General features: G+C 29.0%; 26 protein-coding genes and 1 tRNA gene. 19 read left to right on the top strand and 8 right to left on the bottom strand.

The annotated features are described in order from the left end of the window. The coding region (locus tag L8W40_RS05590; RefSeq protein WP_263664887.1) for a hypothetical protein at window positions 1–918 on the top strand (918 nt) is incomplete at its 5' end. Between the two features lie 49 nt (window positions 919–967). Next, the gene (locus L8W40_RS05585) at window positions 968–1,240 is read left to right on the top strand and encodes a hypothetical protein (protein ID WP_263664886.1); all 273 of its coding nucleotides are present in this window, start codon (window positions 968–970) and stop codon (window positions 1,238–1,240) included. 73 nt (window positions 1,241–1,313) lie between these two features. On the opposite strand, the gene L8W40_RS05580 is transcribed toward L8W40_RS05585, so the two are convergent. Further along, window positions 1,314–1,390 (bottom strand) — tRNA-Ile (locus L8W40_RS05580). A 52-nt stretch (window positions 1,391–1,442) separates the two neighbouring features. Next, on the bottom strand, window positions 1,443–2,552 hold the full coding sequence (locus L8W40_RS05575; protein WP_087700555.1) for an FtsW/RodA/SpoVE family cell cycle protein: 1,110 nt from the start codon (window positions 2,550–2,552) through the stop codon (window positions 1,443–1,445). 72 nt (window positions 2,553–2,624) lie between these two features. On the opposite strand from L8W40_RS05575, the gene L8W40_RS05570 reads away from it, so the two are divergent. From L8W40_RS05570 to L8W40_RS05495, 17 genes are all read left to right on the top strand, one after another. After that, complete coding sequence (locus tag L8W40_RS05570; RefSeq protein WP_220566342.1) at window positions 2,625–3,587, top strand: RluA family pseudouridine synthase; 963 nt, start codon at window positions 2,625–2,627, stop codon at window positions 3,585–3,587. Continuing rightward, on the top strand, window positions 3,541–4,749 hold the full coding sequence (locus L8W40_RS05565) for a ferrous iron transporter A (RefSeq protein ID WP_263660619.1): 1,209 nt from the start codon (window positions 3,541–3,543) through the stop codon (window positions 4,747–4,749). Before L8W40_RS05570 ends, L8W40_RS05565 begins: the two co-directional genes overlap by 47 nt. Further along, window positions 4,749–5,939, top strand: coding sequence for a tRNA (guanosine(46)-N7)-methyltransferase TrmB (gene trmB / locus L8W40_RS05560; protein ID WP_263660620.1), 1,191 nt, complete (start codon window positions 4,749–4,751; stop codon window positions 5,937–5,939). Before L8W40_RS05565 ends, trmB begins: the two co-directional genes overlap by 1 nt. Before the next feature lie 46 nt (window positions 5,940–5,985). Next, window positions 5,986–6,642 (top strand): cell division ATP-binding protein FtsE, encoded by a 657-nt coding sequence (locus L8W40_RS05555; protein WP_039625813.1) that lies wholly within the window; start codon window positions 5,986–5,988, stop codon window positions 6,640–6,642. Then, on the top strand, window positions 6,629–7,435 hold the full coding sequence (locus L8W40_RS05550; protein ID WP_220566338.1) for an ABC transporter permease: 807 nt from the start codon (window positions 6,629–6,631) through the stop codon (window positions 7,433–7,435). The genes L8W40_RS05555 and L8W40_RS05550 overlap by 14 nt, the downstream gene beginning before the upstream one ends. Further along, on the top strand, window positions 7,432–8,607 hold the full coding sequence (locus L8W40_RS05545) for a murein hydrolase activator EnvC family protein (RefSeq protein WP_133319252.1): 1,176 nt from the start codon (window positions 7,432–7,434) through the stop codon (window positions 8,605–8,607). Before L8W40_RS05550 ends, L8W40_RS05545 begins: the two co-directional genes overlap by 4 nt. A 55-nt stretch (window positions 8,608–8,662) precedes the next feature. Then, entirely contained in the window at window positions 8,663–9,388 is a 726-nt protein-coding gene (gene pyrH, locus L8W40_RS05540) for a UMP kinase (RefSeq protein ID WP_133319251.1), read from the top strand. 9 nt (window positions 9,389–9,397) lie between these two features. Continuing rightward, window positions 9,398–9,616 (top strand): DNA-directed RNA polymerase subunit omega, encoded by a 219-nt coding sequence (locus L8W40_RS05535; protein WP_133319250.1) that lies wholly within the window; start codon window positions 9,398–9,400, stop codon window positions 9,614–9,616. After that, window positions 9,600–11,804 (top strand): RelA/SpoT family protein, encoded by a 2,205-nt coding sequence (locus L8W40_RS05530; protein ID WP_263664885.1) that lies wholly within the window; start codon window positions 9,600–9,602, stop codon window positions 11,802–11,804. The genes L8W40_RS05535 and L8W40_RS05530 overlap by 17 nt, the downstream gene beginning before the upstream one ends. A gap of 13 nt (window positions 11,805–11,817) precedes the next feature. Further along, the gene (tyrS, locus tag L8W40_RS05525; RefSeq protein ID WP_263664884.1) at window positions 11,818–13,020 is read left to right on the top strand and encodes a tyrosine--tRNA ligase; all 1,203 of its coding nucleotides are present in this window, start codon (window positions 11,818–11,820) and stop codon (window positions 13,018–13,020) included. Beyond that, a complete protein-coding gene (locus L8W40_RS05520; RefSeq protein WP_220566336.1) occupies window positions 13,020–14,117 on the top strand; it encodes a nitronate monooxygenase in 1,098 nt (365 codons plus the stop codon). The genes tyrS and L8W40_RS05520 overlap by 1 nt, the downstream gene beginning before the upstream one ends. Then, complete coding sequence (locus L8W40_RS05515; protein WP_263664883.1) at window positions 14,110–15,942, top strand: N-acetylmuramoyl-L-alanine amidase family protein; 1,833 nt, start codon at window positions 14,110–14,112, stop codon at window positions 15,940–15,942. Before L8W40_RS05520 ends, L8W40_RS05515 begins: the two co-directional genes overlap by 8 nt. Then, window positions 15,939–17,774 (top strand): bifunctional tRNA (5-methylaminomethyl-2-thiouridine)(34)-methyltransferase MnmD/FAD-dependent 5-carboxymethylaminomethyl-2-thiouridine(34) oxidoreductase MnmC, encoded by a 1,836-nt coding sequence (gene mnmC, locus L8W40_RS05510; protein ID WP_263664882.1) that lies wholly within the window; start codon window positions 15,939–15,941, stop codon window positions 17,772–17,774. Before L8W40_RS05515 ends, mnmC begins: the two co-directional genes overlap by 4 nt. A gap of 59 nt (window positions 17,775–17,833) precedes the next feature. Beyond that, complete coding sequence (locus L8W40_RS08135; RefSeq protein WP_412175457.1) at window positions 17,834–18,043, top strand: PAS domain S-box protein; 210 nt, start codon at window positions 17,834–17,836, stop codon at window positions 18,041–18,043. A gap of 75 nt (window positions 18,044–18,118) precedes the next feature. Further along, complete coding sequence (locus L8W40_RS08130; RefSeq protein ID WP_412175456.1) at window positions 18,119–18,340, top strand: hypothetical protein; 222 nt, start codon at window positions 18,119–18,121, stop codon at window positions 18,338–18,340. Further along, window positions 18,315–19,688 (top strand): methyl-accepting chemotaxis protein, encoded by a 1,374-nt coding sequence (locus L8W40_RS08060; RefSeq protein ID WP_133319243.1) that lies wholly within the window; start codon window positions 18,315–18,317, stop codon window positions 19,686–19,688. Before L8W40_RS08130 ends, L8W40_RS08060 begins: the two co-directional genes overlap by 26 nt. Before the next feature lie 11 nt (window positions 19,689–19,699). Then, window positions 19,700–20,530 carry a hypothetical protein gene (locus L8W40_RS05495; RefSeq protein ID WP_133319242.1) on the top strand — a complete coding sequence of 277 codons (831 nt, stop codon included), beginning with the start codon at window positions 19,700–19,702 and terminating at the stop codon, window positions 20,528–20,530. On the opposite strand, the gene rseP is transcribed toward L8W40_RS05495, so the two are convergent. From rseP to L8W40_RS05465, 6 genes are read right to left on the bottom strand one after another with little or no spacing between them, the layout of a single operon-like run. Continuing rightward, a complete protein-coding gene (gene rseP, locus L8W40_RS05490; protein ID WP_263664881.1) occupies window positions 20,527–21,633 on the bottom strand; it encodes an RIP metalloprotease RseP in 1,107 nt (368 codons plus the stop codon). The two genes, L8W40_RS05495 and rseP, sit on opposite strands and share 4 nt — an antisense overlap. After that, window positions 21,630–22,166 carry a CDP-diacylglycerol--glycerol-3-phosphate 3-phosphatidyltransferase gene (pgsA, locus tag L8W40_RS05485; protein WP_263664880.1) on the bottom strand — a complete coding sequence of 179 codons (537 nt, stop codon included), beginning with the start codon at window positions 22,164–22,166 and terminating at the stop codon, window positions 21,630–21,632. Before pgsA ends, rseP begins: the two co-directional genes overlap by 4 nt. Before the next feature lie 38 nt (window positions 22,167–22,204). Next, on the bottom strand, window positions 22,205–22,984 hold the full coding sequence (locus L8W40_RS05480) for an enoyl-ACP reductase (protein ID WP_087689753.1): 780 nt from the start codon (window positions 22,982–22,984) through the stop codon (window positions 22,205–22,207). After that, window positions 22,984–23,880 (bottom strand): 4-hydroxy-tetrahydrodipicolinate synthase, encoded by an 897-nt coding sequence (gene dapA, locus L8W40_RS05475; protein WP_133319239.1) that lies wholly within the window; start codon window positions 23,878–23,880, stop codon window positions 22,984–22,986. Before dapA ends, L8W40_RS05480 begins: the two co-directional genes overlap by 1 nt. Then, a complete protein-coding gene (locus L8W40_RS05470) occupies window positions 23,870–25,123 on the bottom strand; it encodes a M16 family metallopeptidase (protein ID WP_263664879.1) in 1,254 nt (417 codons plus the stop codon). The genes dapA and L8W40_RS05470 overlap by 11 nt, the downstream gene beginning before the upstream one ends. Next, on the bottom strand, window positions 25,120–26,178 hold the full coding sequence (locus L8W40_RS05465; RefSeq protein WP_220566636.1) for a quinone-dependent dihydroorotate dehydrogenase: 1,059 nt from the start codon (window positions 26,176–26,178) through the stop codon (window positions 25,120–25,122). Before L8W40_RS05465 ends, L8W40_RS05470 begins: the two co-directional genes overlap by 4 nt. Between the last annotated feature and the right edge of the window lie 12 nt (window positions 26,179–26,190).

The raw sequence follows: 26,190 nt of genomic DNA, 5'->3' as shown, positions 1-26,190 counted from the left end.
AAGAAGATTCCAATTCAATTAACTCTTGGCAAAACAAAACTAAATCCAAAATTAATTGAAATTGTGAGTATACTCGCAAGAGGCACTCCTTATGAAAAAATTAAATGGAGTATTGATGGTGATGGGAAATTGCCAAAAGAAAAATTAATTCCAAAATATTTTGATAGCAAAGGTATAGCATTAACTAAGTTCGAATCGATTTCACCTTATATGCGTCCAATAACAGTAAGTGTTGAATATGAAGATGGAAGCGGAAAAGCTAGTAAAACGGCTGAATTTTATGGTGATGCCAAACCTAAAGTGAATCAACTGTATATTCCATTTAAAACAGGAACGACTATTGAAATGTATGGATTCCTTCCAAATTCTATTGTTGAAGTTCAGCCAGATCAGTATCTTGGCTATGTTGATTTTGTAAATAAAGGAGTACTTCAAACTAACTATAAAGGGTCGGTTTTTTTAAATTTTAAACCTGTCACAAGTGTTACTAAGCATACTGGTAGAATTTTTAATCTTAAAGTGAAATATAAAAATAAGAAAGGTGATAATGTTGAGACAATTTTAGAAGGTTTTGAAGTGCAAAAAAAAATTCATGCAGTATTTGATTCTTGGAAAGATCCTTTTTCATGCTACACTACTGTAACTTTAACATTATATGATGGGATTCCAGGAGAAAAGGTTGATTTCTCTGGAACCAGCCTTAGCATTGGTTTTGGTCAAACTGGTCCAGTTATAGAAAGATGGGATGAAGCATTCAATAGCTCTAGTGTAGCAAAAGTTATAATATCGACTACATGGTGCACAAAACCATTAACTGACATTCCTGTATTTAATATGACATTTAGTACTTTTGGTAATGCTACAACTTTGAGACGAGAAGTTACTTTTGGCGGTGGAGATCATGAAATATTTTATTAGTCGGATATATAGGCACATTTTATAATGTTGTGGAAAAAGAAAGAAATATATGTCACTGTATAATTTTGCACAATTTCTATCTCTGTTAGCTCAGCTTTCAGAGGTAGATATTAAAACTCTTATGGAATATAAAGATTTATTGTTAAAAGCATTATCATCTTTAAATGAATCAAAAACATTTGATGCAAAAGAATGTACACAACTTGTTAACACTCTTGAAGAAACTTTTTTAGATAAACTTCAAATAGAAGAAAGCAAAAAGAAAGAAATTTGCAAAAATATCATCAAAATACTAAAAAATCATTGGAAAATGTTTTTTTGAAAATCAAGCTGTAATGCAAAACTAATAAGAAATAATAAAATTAAAATACAATAAATATAAAATAATAATTAAATGGTGGATTTAGCAGGACTCGAACCTGCGACCAACCGGTTATGAGCCGGTTGCTCTAACCAACTGAGCTATAAATCCGCCAGAAGTTAAAATAAAAATGTTATTATATCTTTATTTCCTTAATTTAAATTTAGAATTTTATTTTTACCGCTTTTTCTATTGCTAAATATCTAAAGGTTATTAAATTTTGTAAAATTCCAAAGAAAATCATAAAAGTAGCAAAAGAACTTCCCCCATGACTAAAAAATGGCATAGGTATACCAACAACAGGAGCAAAACCTATGGTCATTGATATATTTACCGCTACATATATGAAAATAAACAAAGCAATGCAATTTGTCACCACTCTTGTAAAATAATCATCTTTGAGCTTATAATTTAAACTCAATAAATGAAAAATGAGTAAGGTGTAAAGTAGTATGATTACAACTGCACCGATAAAACCAAATCTTTCAGACAAATATGCAAAGATAAAATCACTCGTAGAAATAGGTAAAAATTTAAAATGTGTTTGTGTGGCTTCATCTGCTTTTTTTCCGCTCAAACCACCGCTTCCTATTGCAATGATGGATTGTTTTACATGGTAACTTGGTTCTTCAGCTAAGAAATCATGAATTCTTTGTTTTTGATAAGGCTTTAAAAAATCACTATAAATAATAGGTGAGGCTATGGCTATAGCTAAAAAAATACTAAGCCAAATTTTATAATTTACCCCTATGATAAAAAGCGTTCCAAAGCCTACTATTAAAAGCACCAAAGCTGTTCCCAAATCAGGTTCTCCTGCTATAAGTAAAAATGGAAGTAAAATATAAAAACTTAGCTTTAAAAATTGTTTTAAGCCATAGCCATTAGGCGGTGGAGGATTTTGATAAATCAAATAAGCTAACATTAAAATAAAAGAGGGCTTAAAAATTTCAGAAGGTTGTATGGTAAAATGCGTAAAAGGTATTTCAAGCCATCTTCTAGCTCCAAGTTTTTCAACACCAAAAATATCCACACTTAAAAGTAAAGCTATATTAATCCAATATAGCACAGGTATAAGCCACATTAGTCTTCTTAAGGGTAAAAAGAAAAAAAACGCAAATCCTGCAAAACCCACTAAAGTATAGATAAATTGTTTTTCAGCTAAGCGCGTATTTGCCTCATAAATTAAAAGAAAAGATATAGCTATGATAGGTAACACTAAAAGAGGTTGTACAAAGTCAAAATGTGTTAAAATTCTTCTATCAAGTTTTATCAAAGCTACCCTTTTTTATAAAATATTACATAATTATATGCTAAAATTGCAAATTTTATCACAAGGAAATATAATATGCTAAAAATTTCATCACTTTGTGAAGAAAGATTGGATGTTTTTTTATCAGATATACTTAAGCAAAGTCGTTCGCAAGTTGCTAAACTAATCAAAGAAAACTGCATATATATTAATGAAAAAATAGAAAATAAAAGTTCTAAAAAAATAAAACAAAAAGATGAAATAAGTATTTTTTTACCTTTAGTAAAAGAAGCCAAAGAAAGCTACACGCCTGAGTTTGATGTAGAAATTTTATATGAAGATGATGATGTTTTAGTTTTAAACAAAGCTCCTAATGTTGTCGTGCATGGTGCAAGTAGTGTTAAAGAAGCGACTTTGGTGGATTGGCTTTTGCATAAGGGCTATGCTTTGTCAAATTTAAATGGAGAACATAGAGCAGGGCTTGTACATAGACTTGATAAGGGCACAAGTGGAGCTATCATCATAGCTAAAAACAATCAAGCACATCAATTTTTAGCAAATCAGCTTTTGGATAAAAGTATGGGTAGATTTTATCTTGCTTTGAGTGAATTGCCTTTGAAAAATGATAAAATGAGTAATGAAAAAGCTATTATGCGTTGTCCTAGCAATAGGCTTAAAAAAATTACTACAAATACTAAAAATCCTTTAGCAAAAAATGCAAAAACAGATTTTATAAATTTATTAAGTGCTAAAAATTGCTCTTTGATAGCTGCTAAGTTATACACAGGAAGAACTCATCAAATCAGGGTGCATTTAGCAGATTTTAATCGCTATATTTTAGGAGATCAATTATACGGATATAAAGGAAAAATAAAGTATAATAGAGTAATGCTTCATGCGTATTTGATTTATTTTATTCATCCTAGGACTAAAGAGTTGATGTTTGTAAAAGCTCCTATGTTTGATGATTTTTATCAAATTTTAAAAGAAAATTTTACACAAGGAGAGATAGATGAAAAAACTTCATTGGATTATCTTAAGTTCTGCTTTAGCTTTTAGTGCTTGTAGCGTAAGTTCACCGCAAATTGCTCAAGTAAATGATACTTTACCAAAAATATCAAGTATTAAAAGTATAAGTGATATTACAAGTATAGCGTTTGAATGGGAACCTTTGTATGATCAAAATATAGCAGGTTATTATATTTATAGAACAAATGCAGCTGGTGCACCTATGGAGCTTATAGCAAAAATCAAAAATAAATTTCAAACTCACTATACTGATACAAATTTAGCACCAAATACAAGATATTATTATTCTATGAAAACCTTTAATGAACTTGGACAAGTTTCTCAAGATGGTGTAAGTATAGAAGCTTTTACAAATAGAGTGATTGATCCAGTGCCTTTTGTGCAAGCTATTGTTGGTTTGCCAAATCGTGTAAAAATAGTTTGGAGACCACACCCTGATGTAAGAGTAAATTCATACATCATTGAGCGTGCAAATATGAAAGATATGAAATTTAAAGAATTAGCTAGAATCAAAAATCGCTTAAGTGCTGAATATATAGATGATTCGCTAAAACCTGATGAAAGTTTTCAATATAGAATTATAGCTTTAACTTATGATGGTATTAAAAGCACTCCAAGTAAAATAGTAGAATCAACTACCAAAGCCCTTCCTCCTATGATAAGTAATTTACAAGCAAGTAAAGACGCACCAAGAAAAATTATTTTAACTTGGGATAAAATTGATTATGCTGATTTTGCTTATTATAAAATTTATTCAAGTTCAACTACTTTTTTACCTTTTAGTGTGGTAGCTAAAACTTCTGAAAATACTTATGAAGATGTGGTTAAAGGTGTGGCTGAAAAAAGATATTATAAAGTTAGTATGGTCGATAAAGATGGCCTAGAAAGTCCTATAGCAAGTGAGCCTGTTGAAGGTATTACCCTAGGAGCACCATTAGCGCCAAGTATTGTTTTGTGTGCTGTTGAAGATGATGGTATTAGAGTAGAGTGGATTGATAATGATGATAGAGCTAAAGAATACATAGTTAAAAGAAGTGGTGGTGGAAGTAATGCTGTGTTTAAAGAGATTAAATCTAAACAATTAAAAGATATTACTGCAGCTCCTGGAAAAGTATATAGTTATGAAGTTATTGCAATTGATGCAAATGGCATAGAATCAAAAGCTTCTGATAAATTTACAGCGGTAAAATAATGCCAAATTTTAAGTGTAAAATTTTAAAAGAAATTCAACTTCCTTTTGAAAAAGATGGAGTTGAATTCTTATGGCTTGCTAAAGGTGAAAATGTTGATTTGCTTTTTACGCGTATAAACCAAGAAAAATTTTTTTTACAAATTAAAAAAGATGAAAAAAGTCAAGAATGGCTTATAAAGGGTGAAAAACATACTAAGCCTTCGCAAATTGGGTATTTGCAAAAGGCTTTACTTGTATTTAAAGAAAATTTTACTCAAGATGTAGTTTGTGAAGCTGTGGCGCTAAAACACACAAGGTTAATCCAAAAAACACCTTTAATTGCTAATGATTTAAAAGAAATTTTAGAACAAATAAAAAATAAAAAACAGATTTATATTGAAATAGGTTTTGGAAGTGGTAGACATTTGCTTTATCAAGCTAGGCAAAATCCTAATGTACTGATAATTGGTATAGAAATTTACACTCCTGCATTAGAACAAGTAGCTAAACTTGCTTTAAGTGAAAATTTAAACAATGTTTTATTAATAGAAACTGATGCAAGATTATTATTAAGCGTACTTGAATCTAATCTTGTGGATAAAATCTTTTTGCATTTTCCTGTTCCTTGGGATAAAAAGCCTCACCGTAGAGTAGTGGGGTTAAATTTTGCAAATGAATGTGCTAGGGTTTTAAAAGAAGATGGACAATTTGAACTTAGAACGGATAGTTTTTTGTATTTTGATTTTACTTTGGAGACTTTTTTAACTTTCTCACATTTAAAAGCTTTAATCAAAAAAAATGAAAATTTAGAAATTTCAAGTAAATATGAAGATCGTTGGAAAAGACAAAATAAAGATATATATGATTTAATCATTAGTGGTTTTAGCAAGAGTAAAAGCTTAAATAAAAATCAAAAATTTGCTATTGAGGATTTAAAATTAAATACAAAAGAATTAGCTTGTATAAAAAAGAATTTTAAAAATGAAGTTTTTAAAGGTGAAGATTTTTTCTTGCATTTTGAAAAAATGTATATTAAAGATGAAGAACTTGTTATTAAAATAGCTTTTGGTGCTTTTTATAAACCTGAACATGTTTATATAGTATTAAACTTACAAAAGATAGAATTTATCTTTGAGCAACCTTTTAAAACTAAAGAAAATTTAAAAGCTATAGAAAAATTAAGAGAAATATTGTATTCTTATATTAAATAATAATGATTTAAATAATTATCAAACAAATGATAAGGAAAAAGCAGTGATGATAGAAGCCAAAAAGCTTTGTCTTGGTTATGATGAGCTTGTTATAGAAAATGCTAGTTTTTCGCTAAAAGATAATGATTTTGTTTTTATCACAGGAAAAAGTGGTAGTGGAAAATCAACTTTGTTAAAATCTTTTTATGGGGATTTGGAGCCAATAAGTGGAAATTTAAAGGTTTGCAATAATGATTTAGTGGATATTTCTAATGCTGAACTTTTGCAGCTTAGGCAAAAAATAGGAATTATTTTTCAAGATTATCGTTTGGTTCAAGAATTTAGTGTAGAAAAAAATGTAATGTTACCTTTGATGATTAAAGGTTATAGTAAAAATGTATGTAAAGAACAAGCCGCAAAGCTTTTAAAGCATGTAAATTTAACTTTCAAAGCTGATAAAAAGCCAGCTCAACTTTCAGGTGGAGAGCAGCAACGCGTGGCTATGGCAAGAGCTCTAGCGCATAATCCAAAATTACTCTTATGCGATGAGCCAACGGGAAATTTAGATGAGTATTCTTCAGATATTATATGGACTTTGTTAAAATCAGCTAGAGAAATACTTGGAACTTGCGTGGTAGTTGTTACACATAGAATTCCTACTAATTTAAGACTTGATTATCGTCGTTTTAATATAGAAAATGGGAGAATGAATGAAATCTTTTAAAAATCATCTTTCTTTAATATTTGCTTTAATGGTGATGATGTTTGCTTTTGAGTTTTTGATTATCACAAATAAAACTATTGAATATTATGAAAAACTTTTAAATAAAGACTATAATATCATTTTAGTAGGAAAAACTCACTTAGATAAAAAAAGCTTAGAAGAGCAGGTTAGTCATTTTCAGTCTTTAGAAATTTTAAATCCAAATGAAATGATAGATAGACTTAAAAATGATATATCAGCTAAAAACATAGAGGTTTTAAAGGCTACATTGCCAAAATTTTATACTTTGAAGCTTAATAAGCTTTTGTCAGAAGATGAGTTAAACATTTTAAAAGATAAACTTTTAAAAAATCCTAACATTACTAGAGTGGAGACTTTTGCAAAAACGCATACAAAAATTTATAAACTTTTAGTTTTAGTGAAATTTTTATTATGGTTTTTCTTGTTTATTATAATATTGCTTAGTTTTGTATTATTGCTTAAACAAATGAAAATTTGGCTTTTCGAGCATACTCAAAGAGTGGAAATCATGTGCTTGCTTGGCGCCCCATTTTGGTTTAGATCTTTTATGCTTTATAAGATAGTTTTTATTGATTGTTTTATAGCATTTTTATTGCTTGTATTATTTTTTACCCAAGTTTATGATCTTGAATCCATTAAACTAGCTTTACAAAGTGTAGACATTAGCTTACCTAAAATAAGTATTTTCACGCATTTATTTTTGATTTTTTTAGCAATGCTTTGTGTTTGTTTTGCTTGTGTGAATTTTGTGATGTTTAAGGTTAGAAAATGAAAAAATGCTTTTTGCTTTTTTTATTTTCCTTTTCTGTTTTATTTGCAAATGAAATTGCACAAAAGCAAAAAGATATTAAAGAAAATGAACGCATAGTAAAGCAATTATCTAAAAAATTAGAAGATTTAGCTAGTGAAATTTTAGATAATGAGAAAAATTTAAAAAAAATTGCTTCAGAAATTAGCACCTTAACTTCAAAAACTTCTAAACTTGAAGGATCTGTGAAAACTCAAATAAAAGCATTAGAACAGCTTAATGCACAAAATAAAGATCTTTTGCAAAATAAAAATAAGATCGAAGGAAAAATAATTGATTTAATTGCTAAAGATTTTGCTTATGATTTAGCAATCCCTAAAAATTATATTGAAAGTGAAGATAGTATTATTGCTTTGGAGTTAGTTGGGGTTTTGGATAAAATTTTCAAAGAAGAATTTTATCAAATTTCAAAAGATTATGAAGATGTGAGCAAAAAAATAGAAGAAAAGCAAAGACAAATTACTACAATTAATAATAATTTAAAAGTTTATAAAGATCAAATTGATGAGCTCAAAAACCTTAGAAAAAAACAAGAGCAAGAAATAGCTAAACAAAAAACTGATAAAGAAATTTATACTAGAAAACTTTCTAATTTGCAAGCCCAACAGCAAGAATTAAGAAAAACACTCAATAAATTAAAAATTATCAAAGAAAAAGAAGAAGAAAAATTAGCACAAAAAAAGGATGATCAAAAGCCAAATTCAAACATAAAACAAGTAGGTTCAAGCTATCAAACAAGCAGTGTTAAGCGATATAATGGTCCTAAGACAATAGCTCCTTTAGAATCTTATACAGTAAAGCAAAAATTTGGAAATTATATAGATCCTATTTATAATATTAAGATCTATAATGAAAATGTAGTTTTAAAAAGTGATAGTGCTAATGCTGCGGTAAGAAATGTCTTAGATGGAAAAGTAGTTTTTGCAAAAGCAACTCCAACTTTAAAGCAAGTTGTGATTGTTGAAAATAAAGATGGTATACATACTATTTATGCACATTTAGATAAAATTGCTCCTGGGGTTAAAGTAGGTAGAAATATCAAGAAAGGTTATATTATAGGTAGGGTTGAAAGTGATTTAACTTTTGAAGTAACCCAAAAGAATTTTCATATCAATCCTTTGGAAATGATTAAATAAATTAGTTTTTTTTAATGCGAATTTTGATATAGTTTTAAATCAAAGGAGAAATTTAATGAACAATAAAAGAAAAAGAGTATTGGTTAAATTTTCTGGAGAAGCTTTGGCCGGAGAAAATGGATTTGGTATAGAAAATTCTATTTTAAAATATATAGCTTCTGAAATAAAAAGTTTGATTCATGAAAATGTTGAAGTAGGTATTGTAATAGGTGGTGGTAATATCATTAGAGGGGTATCTGCTGCAAGAGATGGACTGATAAAAAGAACAAGTGGCGATCATATGGGTATGCTTGCTACTGTAATTAATTCTATAGCTATGCAAGAAGCATTAGAAAGTGCTGGACTTGATGTGAGGGTTCAAAGTGCTATCCAAATGGAAGCATTTTGCGAAACATATATTATGAGAAGAGCACATAGACATTTAGAAAAAGGACGCATAGTTATTTTTGCTTGTGGTACTGGCAATCCTTATTTTACTACAGATACTGCTGCAACTTTAAGAGCGGTTGAAATTCAAGCAGATATGATCATTAAAGCAACTAAGGTAGATGGAATTTATAATAAAGATCCTAAAAAATTTGATGATGCTATTATGCTTAATGAGTTAAGTTATGAAAGAGCTTTACATGATAATATAAAAGTTATGGATGATACGGCAATAGCCCTAGCTAAAGATAATGCTTTACCTATTGTGGTATGTAATATGTTTAAAGAAGGAAATTTATTAAAAATTATCCAAGGCGATATGAGCTTATGCTCTATTGTTAAAAATCAAGATTAAAGGTAAAAAATGAGAGTAGAACAAATAGCTGCAAAGGCATTAAAAAAATTAAAAGATGATAGATATAAATTAGCTCTTGTAGTAGCTAAAAGAGCTGAAGAGCTTGCAAATGGCGCAGAGCCTTTAGTAAATTTAGATAAAAATAAATATAAATATACTGATATTGCTTTATATGAAATAGCAGAAGATAAAATCGTATTAGAGGGATTTATTGAAGCTGGTAAATGATGAGTTATTGCTAGATAAACTTGTTGATGATGTAAAAAATTGCAAGGATTTACAAAGAGCAAAAGAAATTCTTTTTATGGTTTTTCCACTTATGGTTTTTCCACAATCTGCTGTTTTGGAAAAAGCAGTGGAGTTTTGTATCCAAAAACACGAAGGACAATTTAGAAAGAGTGGAGAACCTTATGCGGTTCATCCTATATTGGTAGCTTCTTTTGTAGCTTTTTTGAGTCCTATACAATCTATGATTATAGCCGCATTATTACATGATGTATTAGAAGATACAAATTGTAATGAAGAAGAGTTAAATGCAAATTTTGGCGAAGAAGTAACAAAATTAGTTCAAGGTTTAACTAAAATAGTTAGTATTAGAGAAGATCATCTTACTCATTCTAATTCCAATGAGAAACTTGCAAAATCTGCTCTGACTTTTAGAAATATGCTTTTAGCGGGTGTTGAAGATGTGAGTGTGCTTGTAATAAAGCTTTGTGATAGATTGCACAATATGCTTACTTTAAATTATTTACGAGAAGATAAGCAAAAAAGAATTAGCGAAGAAACCTTAGTGGTATATGCACCTATAGCTCATAGACTTGGAATTTCAAGTATAAAGAATTTACTTGAGGATTTAAGTTTTAAATTTTTGCTTCCTGATGAATATGCACAAATTGATAATTATATAAATGCAAAAGATCAACAAATTCAACTTGGATTTAATGAATTTATTTCAAAAATAGAAATGTTATTTTTGGAAAATGGGTTTAGACAAGGTAGTTTTGTTATACATAAAAGAATTAAACATAATTATTCTATTTATTTAAAGATGCAAAGAAAAGGTGTGGGGCTTGATGAAGTTTTAGACCTTTTAGGTGTAAGAATTTTGGTTGAAAAAGTTTATGATTGTTATTTGGCTTTGGGAATTTTACATACGCATTTTAATCCTTTGATTTCAAGATTTAAAGACTATATAGCCTTGCCAAAACAAAATGGTTATCAAACCTTACATACAACACTTTTTGATGCAAAAAATATCATAGAGGCTCAAATTCGCACCTTTGATATGCATAAAACTGCTGAATTTGGCGTTGCAGCACATTGGAAATATAAAGAAGGAAATATTGCAACACCAAATTTAGATTGGCTTGAAGATATTTCTATGCATGGTAAAGAAGAAGGAAATAATATACAAGATTGTGATGCTATTGAGCTTTATGAATATGCAAAGGATAGTTTATATATTGAGGATATAGCAGTATATTCTCCTAAAGGTGAAATTTTTACCTTACCGCGTGGAGCTACGGCTTTGGATTTTGCATATGAGGTTCATACTAAAGTAGGACTTCATGCAAAAACCGCCTTTGTAAATCGTATGAGAGTCCCGCTTTTAACTGTGCTTAAAAATGGAGATATAGTTAGTATTGAAACTTCGGAGGAAGAATTTTTTAGATGCTCTTGGATAGATAGTGTTAAAACAGGAAAAGCTAGGGCTAGCATAAGAGATTTTTGTAAGCAAAAGAAAAAAGAATTAAACAATAAAATTGCCATTAATCTTTTATCTACGGCATTTAATAAAGATTCTAAACTTATAGAAGAATGGCTTGAAAAAGAAAAATTTAATAAAAAGCTCAGACAAATTGCTTTAGATTTTAATTATTTTAAAGAGGTAATTATAGCTCTTAGAAAATATGTAGGACAAAATCAAGCAGCTAAATTTGAACAAAATGAACAAAAATTTGAAAGCATAGTGATTGGTTCTAATTATAAAATAACTACGATTAATTTTGATTATTGTTGTAGACCTAAAAGAGGAGATGAAATCATTGCTTTTAGACATTCAACTAGTGCTACAATACACCATAAACTTTGCGAACAAGCAATGAAGATGATAGAAGATAACAAAGAAATGGTTTTTGTTTCTTGGAATGATAGCTCGATAAAAAGTTACAAAATCATTGTTTCTATAGAAAATAAAAAAGGCTCTTTAGCGGATTTTCTAACTACTTTGGCTAAAATGCAGATTAATGTTTTAAGTATTAATTCAGCCGATTCAGAGCCTGTGGTGGCAAATTATTTTGAAGTGCAAGTTGAATTACCTAATAATATAGATGTTGAAAATGCAAAAGAAAGATTAAAAGCTAGGTATAAAATTTTAGATTTTACATCTTTAAATGATGCATATAATAATCACTAAAAAAGGTTTTATAATGAATATTGAAGAAATTATTAAAGAAATTAAAAGAGGAATAGCAGAAATTATTGATGAGGAAAGATTGATTTCTTTGGTAAAAAATTATTATGAAAAAGGTGAAAACTTTTTTGTAAAAGCTGGTTTTGATCCTACGGCCGCTGATTTGCATTTGGGTCATACTGTAGTTTTAAGCAAGATGGCTTTACTTCAAAAGCATGGAGCTATAGTACAATTTTTAATAGGTGATTTTACTGCTCAAATAGGCGATCCAACAGGAAAAAGTGTAACAAGAAAAAAACTTGATAAAGAAGAAGTGCTTAAAAATGCTAAAACTTATGAAGAGCAAGTTTTTAAGATTTTAGATCCAAGTAAAACTCAAATTCATTTTAATTCTAAATGGCTAAATGAGCTTGGTGCTGCTGGCATAGTAGAGCTTACTTCGACTTTTAGTGTTGCTAGAATGCTTGAAAGAGATGATTTTACTAAGCGTTTTAAAGAGCAAAGTCCTATATCAATTTGTGAGTTTTTATATCCACTTTTACAAGGTTATGATAGCGTTGCATTAAAAAGTGATATAGAAATGGGTGGAACGGATCAAAAATTTAATCTTTTAATGGGTAGACAGCTTCAAAGAGTATATAATTGCCAAAAAGAGCAAGCGGTAATGATGATGCCATTGCTTGAAGGTCTTGATGGTGTAAATAAAATGAGTAAAAGCTTAGGAAATTATATCGGTGTAACAGAAAATGCTAAAGATATGTATGCTAAGGTTTTGAGTATAAGTGATGAGTTGATGTTTAGATATTATGAGCTTTTAAGTGAAAAAAGCTTAAATGAAATTTCACAAATGAAAGATGATATTAAAAATGGCTCATTACATCCTAAAAAAGCTAAGGAAAATTTAGCTTTAGAAATAACAGCTCGTTTTCACTCAAATGAATACGCTTTAAAAGCTAAGGAAGAATTTGACAAAGTTCATAGTGCAAAAGAGCTTCCTAGTGATATGCCAAGTTTTACTTTAGAAGGTAGTATTTGGCTTGCAAAAGCTATAGTGGAATGTAAAATGGAAAGCTCTACTTCAGCTGCTAGAAGATTGATTAGTTCTAATGCAGTAAGTATTAATGGAGAAAAAGTTCAAAATGAACAATACCAACTAGAAAGTGGAGAATATATTATACAAGTTGGAAAAAGAAAATTTGCAAAATTAAAGGTAATATAATGAGTTTTAAAGCTTTAAAAATTGGAAAGCATGAGATAAAATATCCTATTTTTCAAGGTGGAATGGGGCTTGGTATAAGTTGGGATAAGCTTGCTTCTGCAGTTTCTTTAAATGGTGGTTTAGGGATTATTTCTTCAGTGGGAACTGGGTATTATGAAAATAGAACACATATAGATAAAGAACTTAATGCAAAACCTTATGGTAGTGATAATTTTTACTCAAAAGCAGGCTTAAAAGCTTTGATAGATAATGCTAGAAAGGTTTGCAAAGACGCACCTTTGGGCTGTAATATTTTATATGCAAGTAATAATTATGCGCAAATTGCTCGTAATGCTTGTGAGGTTGGTTTTAATGTGATAGTTTCAGGAGCAGGACTTCCTACAAATTTACCTGAATTTACACAAGATTATCCTGATGTTGCTTTGGTACCTATTGTATCATCAGCTAAGGCTTTAAAAATTATTTGTAAAAGATGGCAAAGTAGATACAATCGCTTACCTGATGCAGTTATAGTTGAAGGACCAAAAAGCGGCGGACATCAGGGTTTTACTTATGAGCAATGTTTAATGGATGAATATCAATTAGAAAATGTGGTGCCACAAGTTGTGCAAGAAATTAAAAATTGGGGCGACATACCACTGATTGCTGCAGGTGGAATTTGGGATAAGCAAGATATAGAAAAGATGATGTCTTTAGGAGCAAGTGGCGTTCAAATGGGAACTCGTTTTATAGGAACTTTTGAGTGTGATGCGAGTGATGATTTTAAACAAGTATTACTTGATTGTAAAAAAGAAGATATTGAGCTTTTAAAATCCCCGGTTGGTTATCCTGCAAGAGGAGTAAGAACTAATCTTTTAAATTTAGTAGATAAAAGAATGGGGCCAAAAATTTCTTGTGTGAGCAACTGCGTTGCACCATGTGGTAGAGGTAAGGAAGCTACTAAAGTAGGTTATTGTATAGCGGATAGATTATACGATGCTTGGAGTGGCAAAAAAGAAACAGGTTTATTTTTTACAGGAGCTAATGGGTATAGATTGGATAAACTTATTAGCGTAGAAGAACTAATGAAAAAATTAGTTTATGGTGAAGATGTTTAGAATATTTTTTATTTTTTTATTATTTTATATTGGTGTTTTTGCTAATGTAGAGGTTAAAAAATTTGATCAAAACTTTTTAACCTCTAATGCAGAAGAAAAATTACAATTACATCAACAACTAAAATCTTTATATATACAAAGCGTAATTAATGATAATAATGAAGAAAAAAATGAGATTTTAAAAAGATTAATCATTAGTTCAAATTTTTTAGGTTTTGATGATAAAGCTTATGTGCAAGAGCTTAAAGAAAGCGGAGTAAATGAAGAAGAAATTTCGCGTTTAAAAAATGCTTTAAAAGTTATACAAGATCAAAAAATAAAAAAAGAGCTAGTAAAAAACGAAACTAATACTACGGCTTTTACTAATAAAAAAGAAGATAAAAAAACTTCGGCACAAAAAGAGCTTTTTATTCTTGATGTTAAAAAATTAGATAATGGTGTTTTGCTTGATTTGAGTGAAAAAATTAGCCAAAAAGATATAAAAAATTTTACTTTAAAAGGTGATAATTTTCGTTATGTTGCAGATTTTGATGGAATTTTAAAAGGACCAAAGAGAAATTTTGAATTTAAAGATTTTGATATTATTGTATCACAATTTAATCCAACTAGCATGCGTTTAGTTTTGAGTTCTAAAAAAGAGTTAAAAGTAAAAATAGAGCTTAAAGATCAAAGTCTTTTTATGGGACTTGAAAAAATAGAAAAAAAAGAAGAACCTAAACCTATAGTTAAAAAACAAAGCGAGATTAAAAAAACAGAAGTTAAAAAAGAAGTTGTTAGAAATGAACCTTTATATATTTTAAAATCAAGTAAAGATAAAAGTGGTGTTAATTTAAAATTAAATAATGATATTGATATTGAAGATATTAAAATCAACTCTTTTAAAGATGGTAAAATGTATCGCTCTATTGTGAGTTTTGAAGCCATTCTAGAAGGCGATAGAAAAAAAATTGATATTAATAAAAATCAATCTATCACAATAGTGCAGTTTAATAAAACTACAGTAAGAATTGTTTTAAATTCTACTAGTGATTTTAAGACTAGTCTTGATTTGGATGATGATGAGCTATTTGTAGGATTTGAGAAAAAGATTAAAAAAACGCCAGTAAAAAATACTTCAAAAGCAGCAAAAGCTACTATCAAAAAATCAGGCAAAATTATAGTAATTGACCCAGGTCATGGAGGTAAGGATCCAGGAACTTTAGGAGATAAGGGTGTTAGAGAAAAGGATGTAGTTTTAAGTGTGGCTTTAAAACTTGGAAATGAGCTAAAAAAAAGAGGATATAAAATTTATTACACAAGAAGTACTGATAAATTTATAAACCTTAGAGATAGAACTTCCATGGCTAATGAGAAAATGGCAGATTTGTTTATTTCTATCCATGCAAATGCAGCACCAAATAAACAAAGAGCTAAGACTTTACAAGGAATTGAAACTTTCTTTTTATCTCCTGCAAGAAGCGAAAGAAGTAAAAAAGCTGCTGAAGCAGAAAATCAATCAGATTTTGAAGAAATGAATTATTTTTCCAAGCAAACATTTTTAAATTTTTTAAATCGTGAAAAAATAGTTGCTTCAAATAAATTAGCTATCGATGTGCAGAAAAAAATTTTGAGCAATGTAAGAAAAAAATATAAAGTTGTTGATGGCGGGGTTAGAGAGGCTCCGTTTTGGGTTTTAGTAGGAGCACAAATGCCAGCGATTTTGATTGAAACAGGTTATATTAGTCATCCTAGTGAAAGAAATAGATTGACAAATAAAAATTTCCAAGAATTATTAGCCATTGGTATTGCCAATGGAATTGAAAGTTATTTTTATAAGAATCAATGAAAAAAGCAAATATTATTATAAAAAATAATGCGCCTTTTTCTTTGGATTTTGATGATTATTATTTTAATTCTAGTGATGGTTTAAGTGAAAGCAAATTTATATATACAAATGCTTTTGACTTTGAAAACAAACAAACTATTGTAGCAGAACTTGGTTTTGGTATAGGCTTAAATTTCTTTCTTACATTAAAGCGTTTTTTAAAAGAAAAAAAACACAATCAAAGACTTTTTTATCTTAGCTTTGAAAATTTTTATATAGAAAAAGATAAATTAAGAGAAATTTATAAAAAACTTGGTTTTTATGAGGAATTTAAAGAAGTTTTAGAGCAATTTTTAAATTTTTATCCTCCATGTAAGGATGGAGTTTATAGGTTTTATTTTCAAGATTGTTTTTTAGATTTGGTGTTTGGTGATGCTAAAGAAAATCTACAAAATTTAGACTTTAAGGCAAATATTTGGTATTTAGATGGTTTTTCACCTTCTAAAAATCAAGATATGTTTGATGATAATATTATAAACGATGTTGCTAAAAACTCAAAAATAAATGCTAAGATTTTAACTTTTTCTTCTGCTAGTGTTTTAAAAAAGGCTTTAATTAACAACAATTTTCAAGTGCAAAAGATAAAAGGTTTTAGAAAAAGAGAAATGATACAAGCCATTTTTAATGGTTTAGAATTTGAAGATAAATTTGCATATTTTAATACCCCATCTTTAAAAAAAGAGATTCAAAAAATAGCTATTATTGGAGCAGGTATAGCCGGAGCAAGCATGGCTTATGAGCTTTCTTTAAGAAATGTTCAAGTAGATGTTTTTGAAAAAGAAAATTCATTAGGAAAAGGCGCTTCTGGAAATATCAATGGAATTTTAAGTTCTTTGATTTTAAAACCCGATGTTTTATTGGGCGAGTTTTCACAATATGCTTTTTTAGAAGCAAGTAGATTTTATAGACAAATTTTAAATTTAATTCCACAAGGGGTTTATGAATTTGCTCATAATGAGCTTATGCAAGAGCGTTTTGATAGTCAAAAAGATAATGTTTTATTTGAAATTATTAATAATCAAGCCTTTTTAAAAGATGGATTTTGTATAAAACCTCAAGAGCTTGTGAAGACACTTTTGCAAAAAAGCAAGGCTAGGGTATTTTTTGAGTATGAATTTAAAGATTATTCTTATAAAAATGAAAAGTTTTCTTTAAATTTTAATAATCAAAAAATTTTAAAAGATTATGATGTGTTAATCTATGCTCAAGGTGCTGATGTTAAGAATTTTTTAGAGTATAAATATATGAAATTAAGTAGTGTAAGAGGTCAATGTACTCATTTAAAACCATTTTTAAAAAACCCGCATGCCTTATCTTCTAAAGGATATATTTGTCCTATTAATGAGGAGCTTAATTTACAACTTATTGGCGCAAGTTATGATAGGCTTAATCAAGATACAATGCTTTTAAAAAATGATGATTTACAAAATATTGAAAACATAAAAGAGTTTTTACATGATGAAAATTTAGAGATAATGGGCGGTAAAGTAGGATTTAGATCATATTCTAGTGATAGATTTGCCATAGCAGGTCAAGCCTATGATGAAAATTTTTATATGCAAAATTATAAAGCACTTTTATGGCATAAAAATAAAAATCAAGTCATACCAAATGATTTTATTCCTTTGTATTTTTCTATTGCTCATGGATCTAGAGCTTTTGCTAGTGCTATTGTTTGTGCTAGAGTGATGAGCTCATTGATTTTTGATGAGCCAAGAATAAAAAAAGAATTTTTATATGCCTTACATCCTGCAAGATTCTTAATTAGAAAGCTTAAAAAAGGACTTATTTAATCCTTGATTTATTAATTTTATATATTGATATATTAAAATTAATATTTTAAGGAGGGTATATGAAAAGAAAAATTTTGCCAAATAATAATCAAAAATTTTTCAATGACGGACAAATGATTATTTCCAAAACAGATACTACAGGAAAAATCATATATTGCAATAGAATCTTTATTTCTCTTTCGGGCTATAGTGAGGAAGAATTATTGGGAAAACCTCATAACATAGTGCGTCATCCGGATATGCCAAAAGTTGTTTTTGAATTACTTTAGGAAAGACTTAAGAGTAAAAAAGAGATTATAGCTTATGTTAAGAATCTATCAAAAGATGGATCATTTTATTGGGTTTTGGCTTTTGTCAGTCCTTCGTTTGATTCCAAAGGAGAAGTTGTTGGGTATTATTCTATGCGTTTAAAACCCAAAAAAGAAGCAGTTGAAAAAATAGAAAAATTATACAAAGAGCTTTTGATTGAAGAGCAAAAAGGTGGAAAAGGTGCATCAAGGAAGAAACTTGATGATTATTTAAATACAAAAGGGATGAGTTATGAAGAATTGGTTTTATCAATATAATATCAATCAATCTGTAAATTATTTTGCTTTATTTTTATTTTGTTTGATGGCAATCTTGGAAATAGTAGAAAATAATATTTTTGGTTTTATTTTTTGTGTGATTGGAACTTTAGTGGTGTTATTTGGACTTGCTAGTGCTTATTATAGAAATAAGGAAGTTTTAAGGATTACTCAAGTTTTAAATGAGCTTACAAAAGGAAATTTGGAAGCAAGAATTACTCATATAGCTGTTCCAAAATCTGGAGTAGGAAAATTAAGTTGGGTTGTAAATGATTTAGCTGATCAAATGGAGGCTTTTAATAGAGAAATTCTTAATGCTATTTTAGCTGTAAAAGAACAAAGATTTTATAGAAAAGCAAGATTAGAAGGCTTAATGGGTACTTTCGCATATAATGCTAAAATTATTAATGAAGCTACTTTAGAAATAGAAAAAACTCAAAATTTATCCATAAGAAGTATTGTCGTTGAAAATGTTTCTAAGGATATGTCAGATTCTTTGCAAAAAGAATTAGCTTTGATTAATGTGAAATTAAATGATAATGCAAGCACTATGCATGATATATATGAGCAAGCAAATGATATTTCTACTCATTCTTCAAAAAGTGCCAAAAATGCAGAATTAATTTCAGTCGATTTGCAAAATTTAGGTGAAAATATCACTCAAATTCATACTTTAATGGATACTTTTTCACAGCAAATTAATAATGTTTCTTCTTTTATATCTATTATAGAAGATATTACAGAGCAAACCAATCTTTTAGCATTAAATGCAGCTATTGAGGCAGCTCGTGCAGGAGAGCATGGTAGAGGTTTTGCGGTAGTTGCAGATGAGGTAAGACATTTAGCTGAAAAAACTCAAGAGGCCGCCAAAGAAATTTCTGTGATGATTAAAGTATCAATAGAGCAAATGAGTAATATTAAAAACATAACTAATGAAGCTTATAAAGTTGCTAAAAAATCTAACTCAAGTTTAGAAGAATTCCAAGAGGTGTTTACCGGTGTTGATGAGAAAGCTAAAATTTTATTAGATGAGATTTCTAAGACAAGTGTTGATACTAATAAAATATTGCTTTATTTAGAGTGTTGTTTAAAAACATATCTAGCTTGCTCTTGTGTGATTAATTCCAAAATAGAAGATATAGAAGATAAAAATTTAGCCAAATTTGATTCTACAAGTAATATTTATGTTTTAAATCAAAATTTAAATTCTTATATAGAAAAATTATTTGATTATATAAGAAACAATCAAATAGTCAAAGAGGAAAGAAAAATTTATGCACATATTAAGCAAATTCAAGATATAAATGAAAAAATGATAAGCGAAATAGAGCATAAAAAACATATTTAATAAGAGGTTAAATGAAAAAATACATTTTTTTAAGTTGTATATGTTTAAATGTGCTTGCTTCTAATTTAGAAGAAAGCTTAAGTGAGGGTGATGTTAATATAACTAAAGAACAAAAAACAAATGCAATTTCCAAACAAGTATTTTTTCAAAAACCGCAGGAGTATCAAGCTCAAAATGTTGATTTTGGTACTTTTGCTAGTAATTCTTTAGCACAGGTTTTAAATTTAAGCTCAAAGGATAAAACAGAAGCTAGTTTAGATTATAACGCTTTAAATGTAAATATTAAAAATATCAACTCAATTTTAGATTATGATAATGCTACTTTACTTTTAGAAAAACAAGCAAGAATAGGGCAGTTAGAGCAAGCTTATTCTTTGGGAATTATTAATCGTTATGAATTTGATGAAATCAATTTTGGTTTTAATTATTTTAACGATCAATATAAACAAGCTTATGCAAAAAATAGTTTTGGTGCTGAATTGCAATTTAGTCAATATTTTAAAGCATATGCTAATCATTATGATATAAAAGAAAATAATAGTGATGATAGTACAGAGTTTGGGGTTATATTTGATTTACCTTATTTAAATGTTTTAAATGTAAATTCTAACATGAAAGAAACACAAAATCAGTATAACATTACTTATTCTCCAATTTCTATTTTGGATTTATCACTTAATTATCAAGATGAAAAAACAAGTGCAAAAGATCAAACGGCAATGTGGGTTAAGTTTAGACTAAATTATGAACAAAGTTTAAGTAAGCAATTTTATAATAGCTTTTATCGTAAAAATAGTATAGCCGAGTTTAATCGCTATGATTTTGCTACTAGGACTTATTAATTGCTTATAAAACGAGTAATGTCGTTGTAAGTTACAAATACCATTAAGCTTAAAAGTAAAGCCATGCCAAAATAACTAAGATATTCAAAACATACTTTTGGTACTTCTTTTTTAAAAATTAATTCATAAAGATTAAAAAGTATATGTCCTCCATCTAGTGCTGGAATGGGAAGTAAATTTAATACTCCAAGATTGATGGAAATTAAAGCTGTGATTAAAAATAAAACTACTATACTAGTATTTGCTGCTTTGGAGGTTATATCCACCATAGTGATGATTCCACCCATATTTTTAGCATCTAATTCCCCACTGATGATTTTAGCAAGACCTTTAAAAATAAGCAAAGAAGCATCTATGCTTTCTTCATAAGCATATTTTAAACTGCTAATTCCTGAGTGATAAATAGTAACAAACTCACCCTTAGGTGCTATACCAATAAGAGGTTTTTGAACTTTTTGATAAAACTCATTATAGCCTTGGTCAATTTGCGGTGTTAAAGTGATATTGATAAATTTATTATCGCGTTCTATATCAAGCAGGGTTGGTTTTGCGTGAACAAGTTTGCCAATTTCTTCAAAACTTTGAATTTGAACCCCATCTATAGCTAGGATTTTATCACCAATTTGTAAATTTGCTTTTTGTGCAGCTGAGTTTGGCGCTATATCTCCAACAACAGGCACAAGTTTTTGAACTCCTAAAAAACCTATGGCTATATAAAGTAAAAATGCTAGAAAAAAGTTAAAAAATGGTCCTGCAAAAAGTATATAAATTCTAGCTAAAGGACTTAAAGTGTTATAGCTATTTGGCTCATAATTTTTTTCACTAGGATTTAAATCATCTTGTCCTTTAAGCTTAACATAACCACCAAATGGTAGGGCGGATAAGCGATATTCTGTATTTTTGTAAGTTTTTTTAAAAATAGCTTTTCCAAAACCTATGCTAAAAATTTCTACATCAACCCTCATATGTTTTGCAGCTAAAAAATGTCCTAATTCGTGAAAAAAAATTAAAAAAGATATCACTAAAAGTGTTATTAAAAAACTAAAAGAATAAAATTTAAAGCCAATAGCTAAGATAATAAATAAAAATAAATATGATTTCAATTTATACCTTTTTTTAAATGTTTTACATAAGCTAGTATGTATTCAAAAGCTGAATAAAGTGTAAGCACTAAAGCAATAAATAACAATGTATTGGCAAAAGGCCATTGCATGATTAAAAATATAATAGCTATCATTTGAAAGGTTGTTTTTATTTTGCCTGCAAAAGAAGCACTTACATCAAATTTTTCACTTACCATAACCACTCTAAAGCCGGTGATGAAAAATTCTCTTACTAAGATAATGTAAACCATCCATGGATCAGCTTTTTGCGTAAGTAATAACCCTAAAAATGCAGCTAGAATAAGCATTTTATCTGCTAAAGGATCTATAATAGCTCCAAGTTTAGTAGTTTGATTCCAAGTTCTTGCAATATAGCCATCGAAAAAATCAGTTAAAGCAGCTATGCTAAAAATAACGCAAGAAAAATAATTTACCCAACTAGGATGGATATTTTCAAAATCATTAATAAGTAAAAAAAACAAAAGTGGAGCTAATAATATCCTTATAAAAGCTAAGATATTGGGTAAATTCATACTTTTAAAATCCTTTATAAAGCACCCTTAAGGTAATATTACTTAAAGGTGGTGCCACCATCTACGATCAAAGTATGGCCTGTGATCCAATTTGCCTTATCAGAGCATAAAAATAAACATGCACCAGCTAGATCTTGTGGCTGTCCAATGCGGTTTAGCGGACTAAGATTGATAGTTGCATTTTTTACCTCTTCATAATTTGTAAATGCTTTAAGCGCGTCAGTATCAATTGGTCCACCGCTAACTACATTTACACGGATATTTTTAGAACCAAGCTCGGTTGCAGCATATCTTGCCATAGCTTCAACCGCTGCTTTAGCTGTGCCATGACCAGCATAATTTTCAATATGAACTAAATTTCCTGTTGAAGAAATAGATAATATACTACCCCCGCCAACTTTTTCCATTCTTTTTGCCGCTTCTTGTGCTCCAACAACAAAAGCATTTACGGTTGCTGTGAAAATATTATTAATACCTTTTGGCTTTAATTTCATAAATTTAGTATATCCACCTACAACAGCACGACCTGAAATGATAGCATTAGAGATGAAAAAATCTATTCTATCAAAATCTTGATCGATTTTTTCAAACAACTCTTTATATGTTTCTGGTTCAAGTATATTAAATTCATAAGCCTTTGCTTTGATTTTATAATTATTTTCTAAATCTTTCACAATTTCTTGAGCTAAATCTGCATTAGAATTATAAGTAAAAGCTACATTGGCTCCCGCTTTTGCAAACTCATATACAATAGCTTTACCAATCCCTCTTGTTCCGCCGCTAATTACTAAAGTTTTATTTTGAAAAAAAGTATCCATTAAAATCCTTTTATATTATAGTTTTTCATAATCGCTTCTATTTTTGTTAAATTGCAATCACTAGGTTTGCAAAGTGGCAAACGATATTCTAAAGTAGGGGTTAAACCTGCTATATACATTGCCGCTTTAATAGGTATAGGATTGCTTTCGCAAAATAAAATTTTATTAATATTATATAACTCATCATTGATTTTTTTAGCTTCAATGTATTTTTCTTTTAAAGCTAGATGAGTTAATTTTGAAATCATATCAGGAAGTAAATTTGAAGTAACTGAAATCACACCCTTACCGCCATTTGAAAGTATAGGATAATTAATCGCATCTTCCCCGCTTAAAAGTATCATTCTAGGTTCATGCGCTAGCAAATCAACGCATTTATCAATGCTTCCACTAGCTTCTTTTACTCCGTAAATATTTTCACAATCTCTAAATAATCTTATAATAGTTTCTGTTTGAAGCTCACACCCTGTTCTTCCTGGGACATTATATAAAAGTACAGGTATATCTATACTTTTTGCTATTTCTTTATAATGAAGATATAAACCTTCTTGTGTGGGTTTGTTATAATATGGAGTAACGCTTAAAATTCCATCAGCTCCATGCTCTTGTGCAAACTTAGCCAAACTTACAGCTTCATGTGTGGCATTGCTTCCTGCTCCTGCTAAAACCTTACAAGAACTTCCTTTGCATGCATCTAGTGCTATTTCTATACAAATTCTATGCTCTTCATGGGTTAAGGTGGCACTTTCTCCGGTTGTTCCAACAGGCACCACCACATCAATTCCATTTGCGATTTGTCTTTTGATGAGTTTATGGTAAGTTTGCTCATCTAATTTTCCATTTTTAAACGGAGTTATTAAAGCTGTCATTGCTCCTATGATGATGTTATTGTCCATTTTCACCCCTTTTTAAGATTATTGTTGTAGATTTGTCTTCATTGAAGTATTTTCTAGCACAATGAATTAAATCATCTTTGCTTAGATTTTCTATATTTTTTTCATAATCAAGCAAAGGTTTTAAATCACCCTTTGCAAGATAAGATCCATAAATATTTGCAACGCTACTTGCATTGCTTAGTGAAAAAATAAAATCACTTTTTACGGTATTTTTGATTTTTTCCATGATAGCATCATCAAATTTGGCATTTTTTACATCTTCAAGAATTTTCAAAAGCTCTTTTTCAACATCTTCTGATTTTATACCTTCATTACAAACACAAATAAATATAAATAAATTCTCATCTATATTTTCACTTGCATAGGCATAAAATTCATTGATTAGTTCTAATTTATCAATTAAAATTTCACTTATTAATGAGCTTTTTCCATTTCCTAAAAGCTCACTCAATGCGCAAAGTTTTGGCATATCTTCATGATTAAATGCAGGAATTTTGTATGCAAGTGCTAGTAGTTGCGTATCGCTTTCTTTGTGCAAGATCACGCGTTTAGCACCATCTTGTTCAGGTTCTTTTTCATGAACTATAGGGATTTCTTTGGTGTTTTTTATATCTTGAAAATGTTTTTTAGCAAGATTGAAAACTTCATCTTCATTAATATCACCACTCACAAGCAAAATAGCATTTTTGGGTTGATAAAAAGTTTGATGAAAATCTTGTATATCTTCTATTTTCCAATTTTGTATATCTTTAAAAAAGCCTATTGGAGTCCAATGATATGGATGATGTAAAAAGGCATGATTGTATAATCTAAAATATAAATATCCTAAAGGATTATTATCAGTTCTCCAACGCCTTTCTTCTAAAACTACATTTCTTTCAGGCTGAAACTCATCATCTTTTAAATTTAAATTACGCATTAATTCAGCAAAAAGCCACAAAGATTTGTCTAAATTTTCACTAGAGCATTTTATAAAATAATGCGTATAGTCAAAACCAGTACTTGCATTATCCACTCCACCAAAACCCTTGACTATCTCATCAAATTCGCCTGCTTTTAAATTTTTTGTACTTTTAAAATTTAAATGTTCAAGCATATGAGCTATGCCGCTTTTTCCCATTTTTTCATTTCTTGAGCCAACTTTATAAAAAATATCTACACTTATAACCCCGCTTTTTTTATTTACAGGTAAAGTGTAAATTTCAAGTTCATTTTCAAGGGTGATTTTTTTATAATTAATCATTTAAAATTAACTCCTATAGCTTGACTAATATGATTAAAACCATCTTGTTTTAAAAGTTCAATTAATCCTTGATTGATATTTTTAACAATGCTTGGTCCTTTGAAAATCATAGCTGTATAAATTTGAACCAAACTAGCCCCATTTTTAATGCGTTCATAAGCAAGTTCAGCACTATCTATACCACCGCTTGCTATTAAAATAGTATCTTGATAAATTTCTTTAGCTACTTCTTTAAAAAATGTCGCACTTTTTTGAGTGATTAATCTACCACTAATTCCACCAAAGGTTCTTGTATTATCAATTAAAGAATAATCTATACTAGTATTTGCCATGATAATACCATCAGCTTTTGCACTAATAGCACTTTTGCAAAGTGAAATTGCACTATCTATACTCATATCTGGAGCAATTTTTAAAATCACAGGTTTTTTTGTGATTTCTTTTGCTTGATTAAATAGGGTGCTTACAAATTCCTCACTTTGTAAATCTCTTAAATTTTTGGTATTTGGAGAGGATATATTAATCACAAACAAATCGCACAAATCTTTAAATTCTTTTAATAAAATAATATAATCATTAATAGCTTCTTCATTTGGAGTGATTTTATTTTTGCCTATATTTGCTACTAAAGGTATGCTAAAAGGATAGACTTTTTTTACTTCTTTTGCGATAGCATCTTTACCTTTATTATTAAAACCCATAGCATTTTGAATACTTTCTTGTTCAACAAGTCTAAAAAGTCTAGGTTTTTCGTTGCCATTTTGAGGTTTTGGGGTGAAAGTTCCATATTCTAAAAAACCAAAACCTAAAGCACTTAGCGGTCTTATCATAGTTGCATTTTTATCAAAGCCACCTGCTAAGCCCACAGGATTGTAAAAATTTAAATTAAAAATTTCTTGATTTAAAATTTCATCATTTATTATACAATCTTTTGCAAAAAAACTAAGTCCTCCAGGAAATATACAATCTAGCGTTCGCATGCTAAATTCAGCTAAAGCATGGGCATTTTCTGGATCTAATTTATATATTAAAGGTTTTAAACTTTCATAAGTCATATTTTTCCTTTT

The sequence above is a fragment of the Campylobacter sp. IFREMER_LSEM_CL1846 genome (assembly GCF_025772105.1).
GTDB classification, from domain to species: Bacteria; Campylobacterota; Campylobacteria; order Campylobacterales; family Campylobacteraceae; genus Campylobacter_D; species Campylobacter_D lari_D.
The sequence above is the reverse complement of the archived record's forward strand: the minus strand, read 5'-3'. Positions and strand labels throughout refer to the sequence as shown.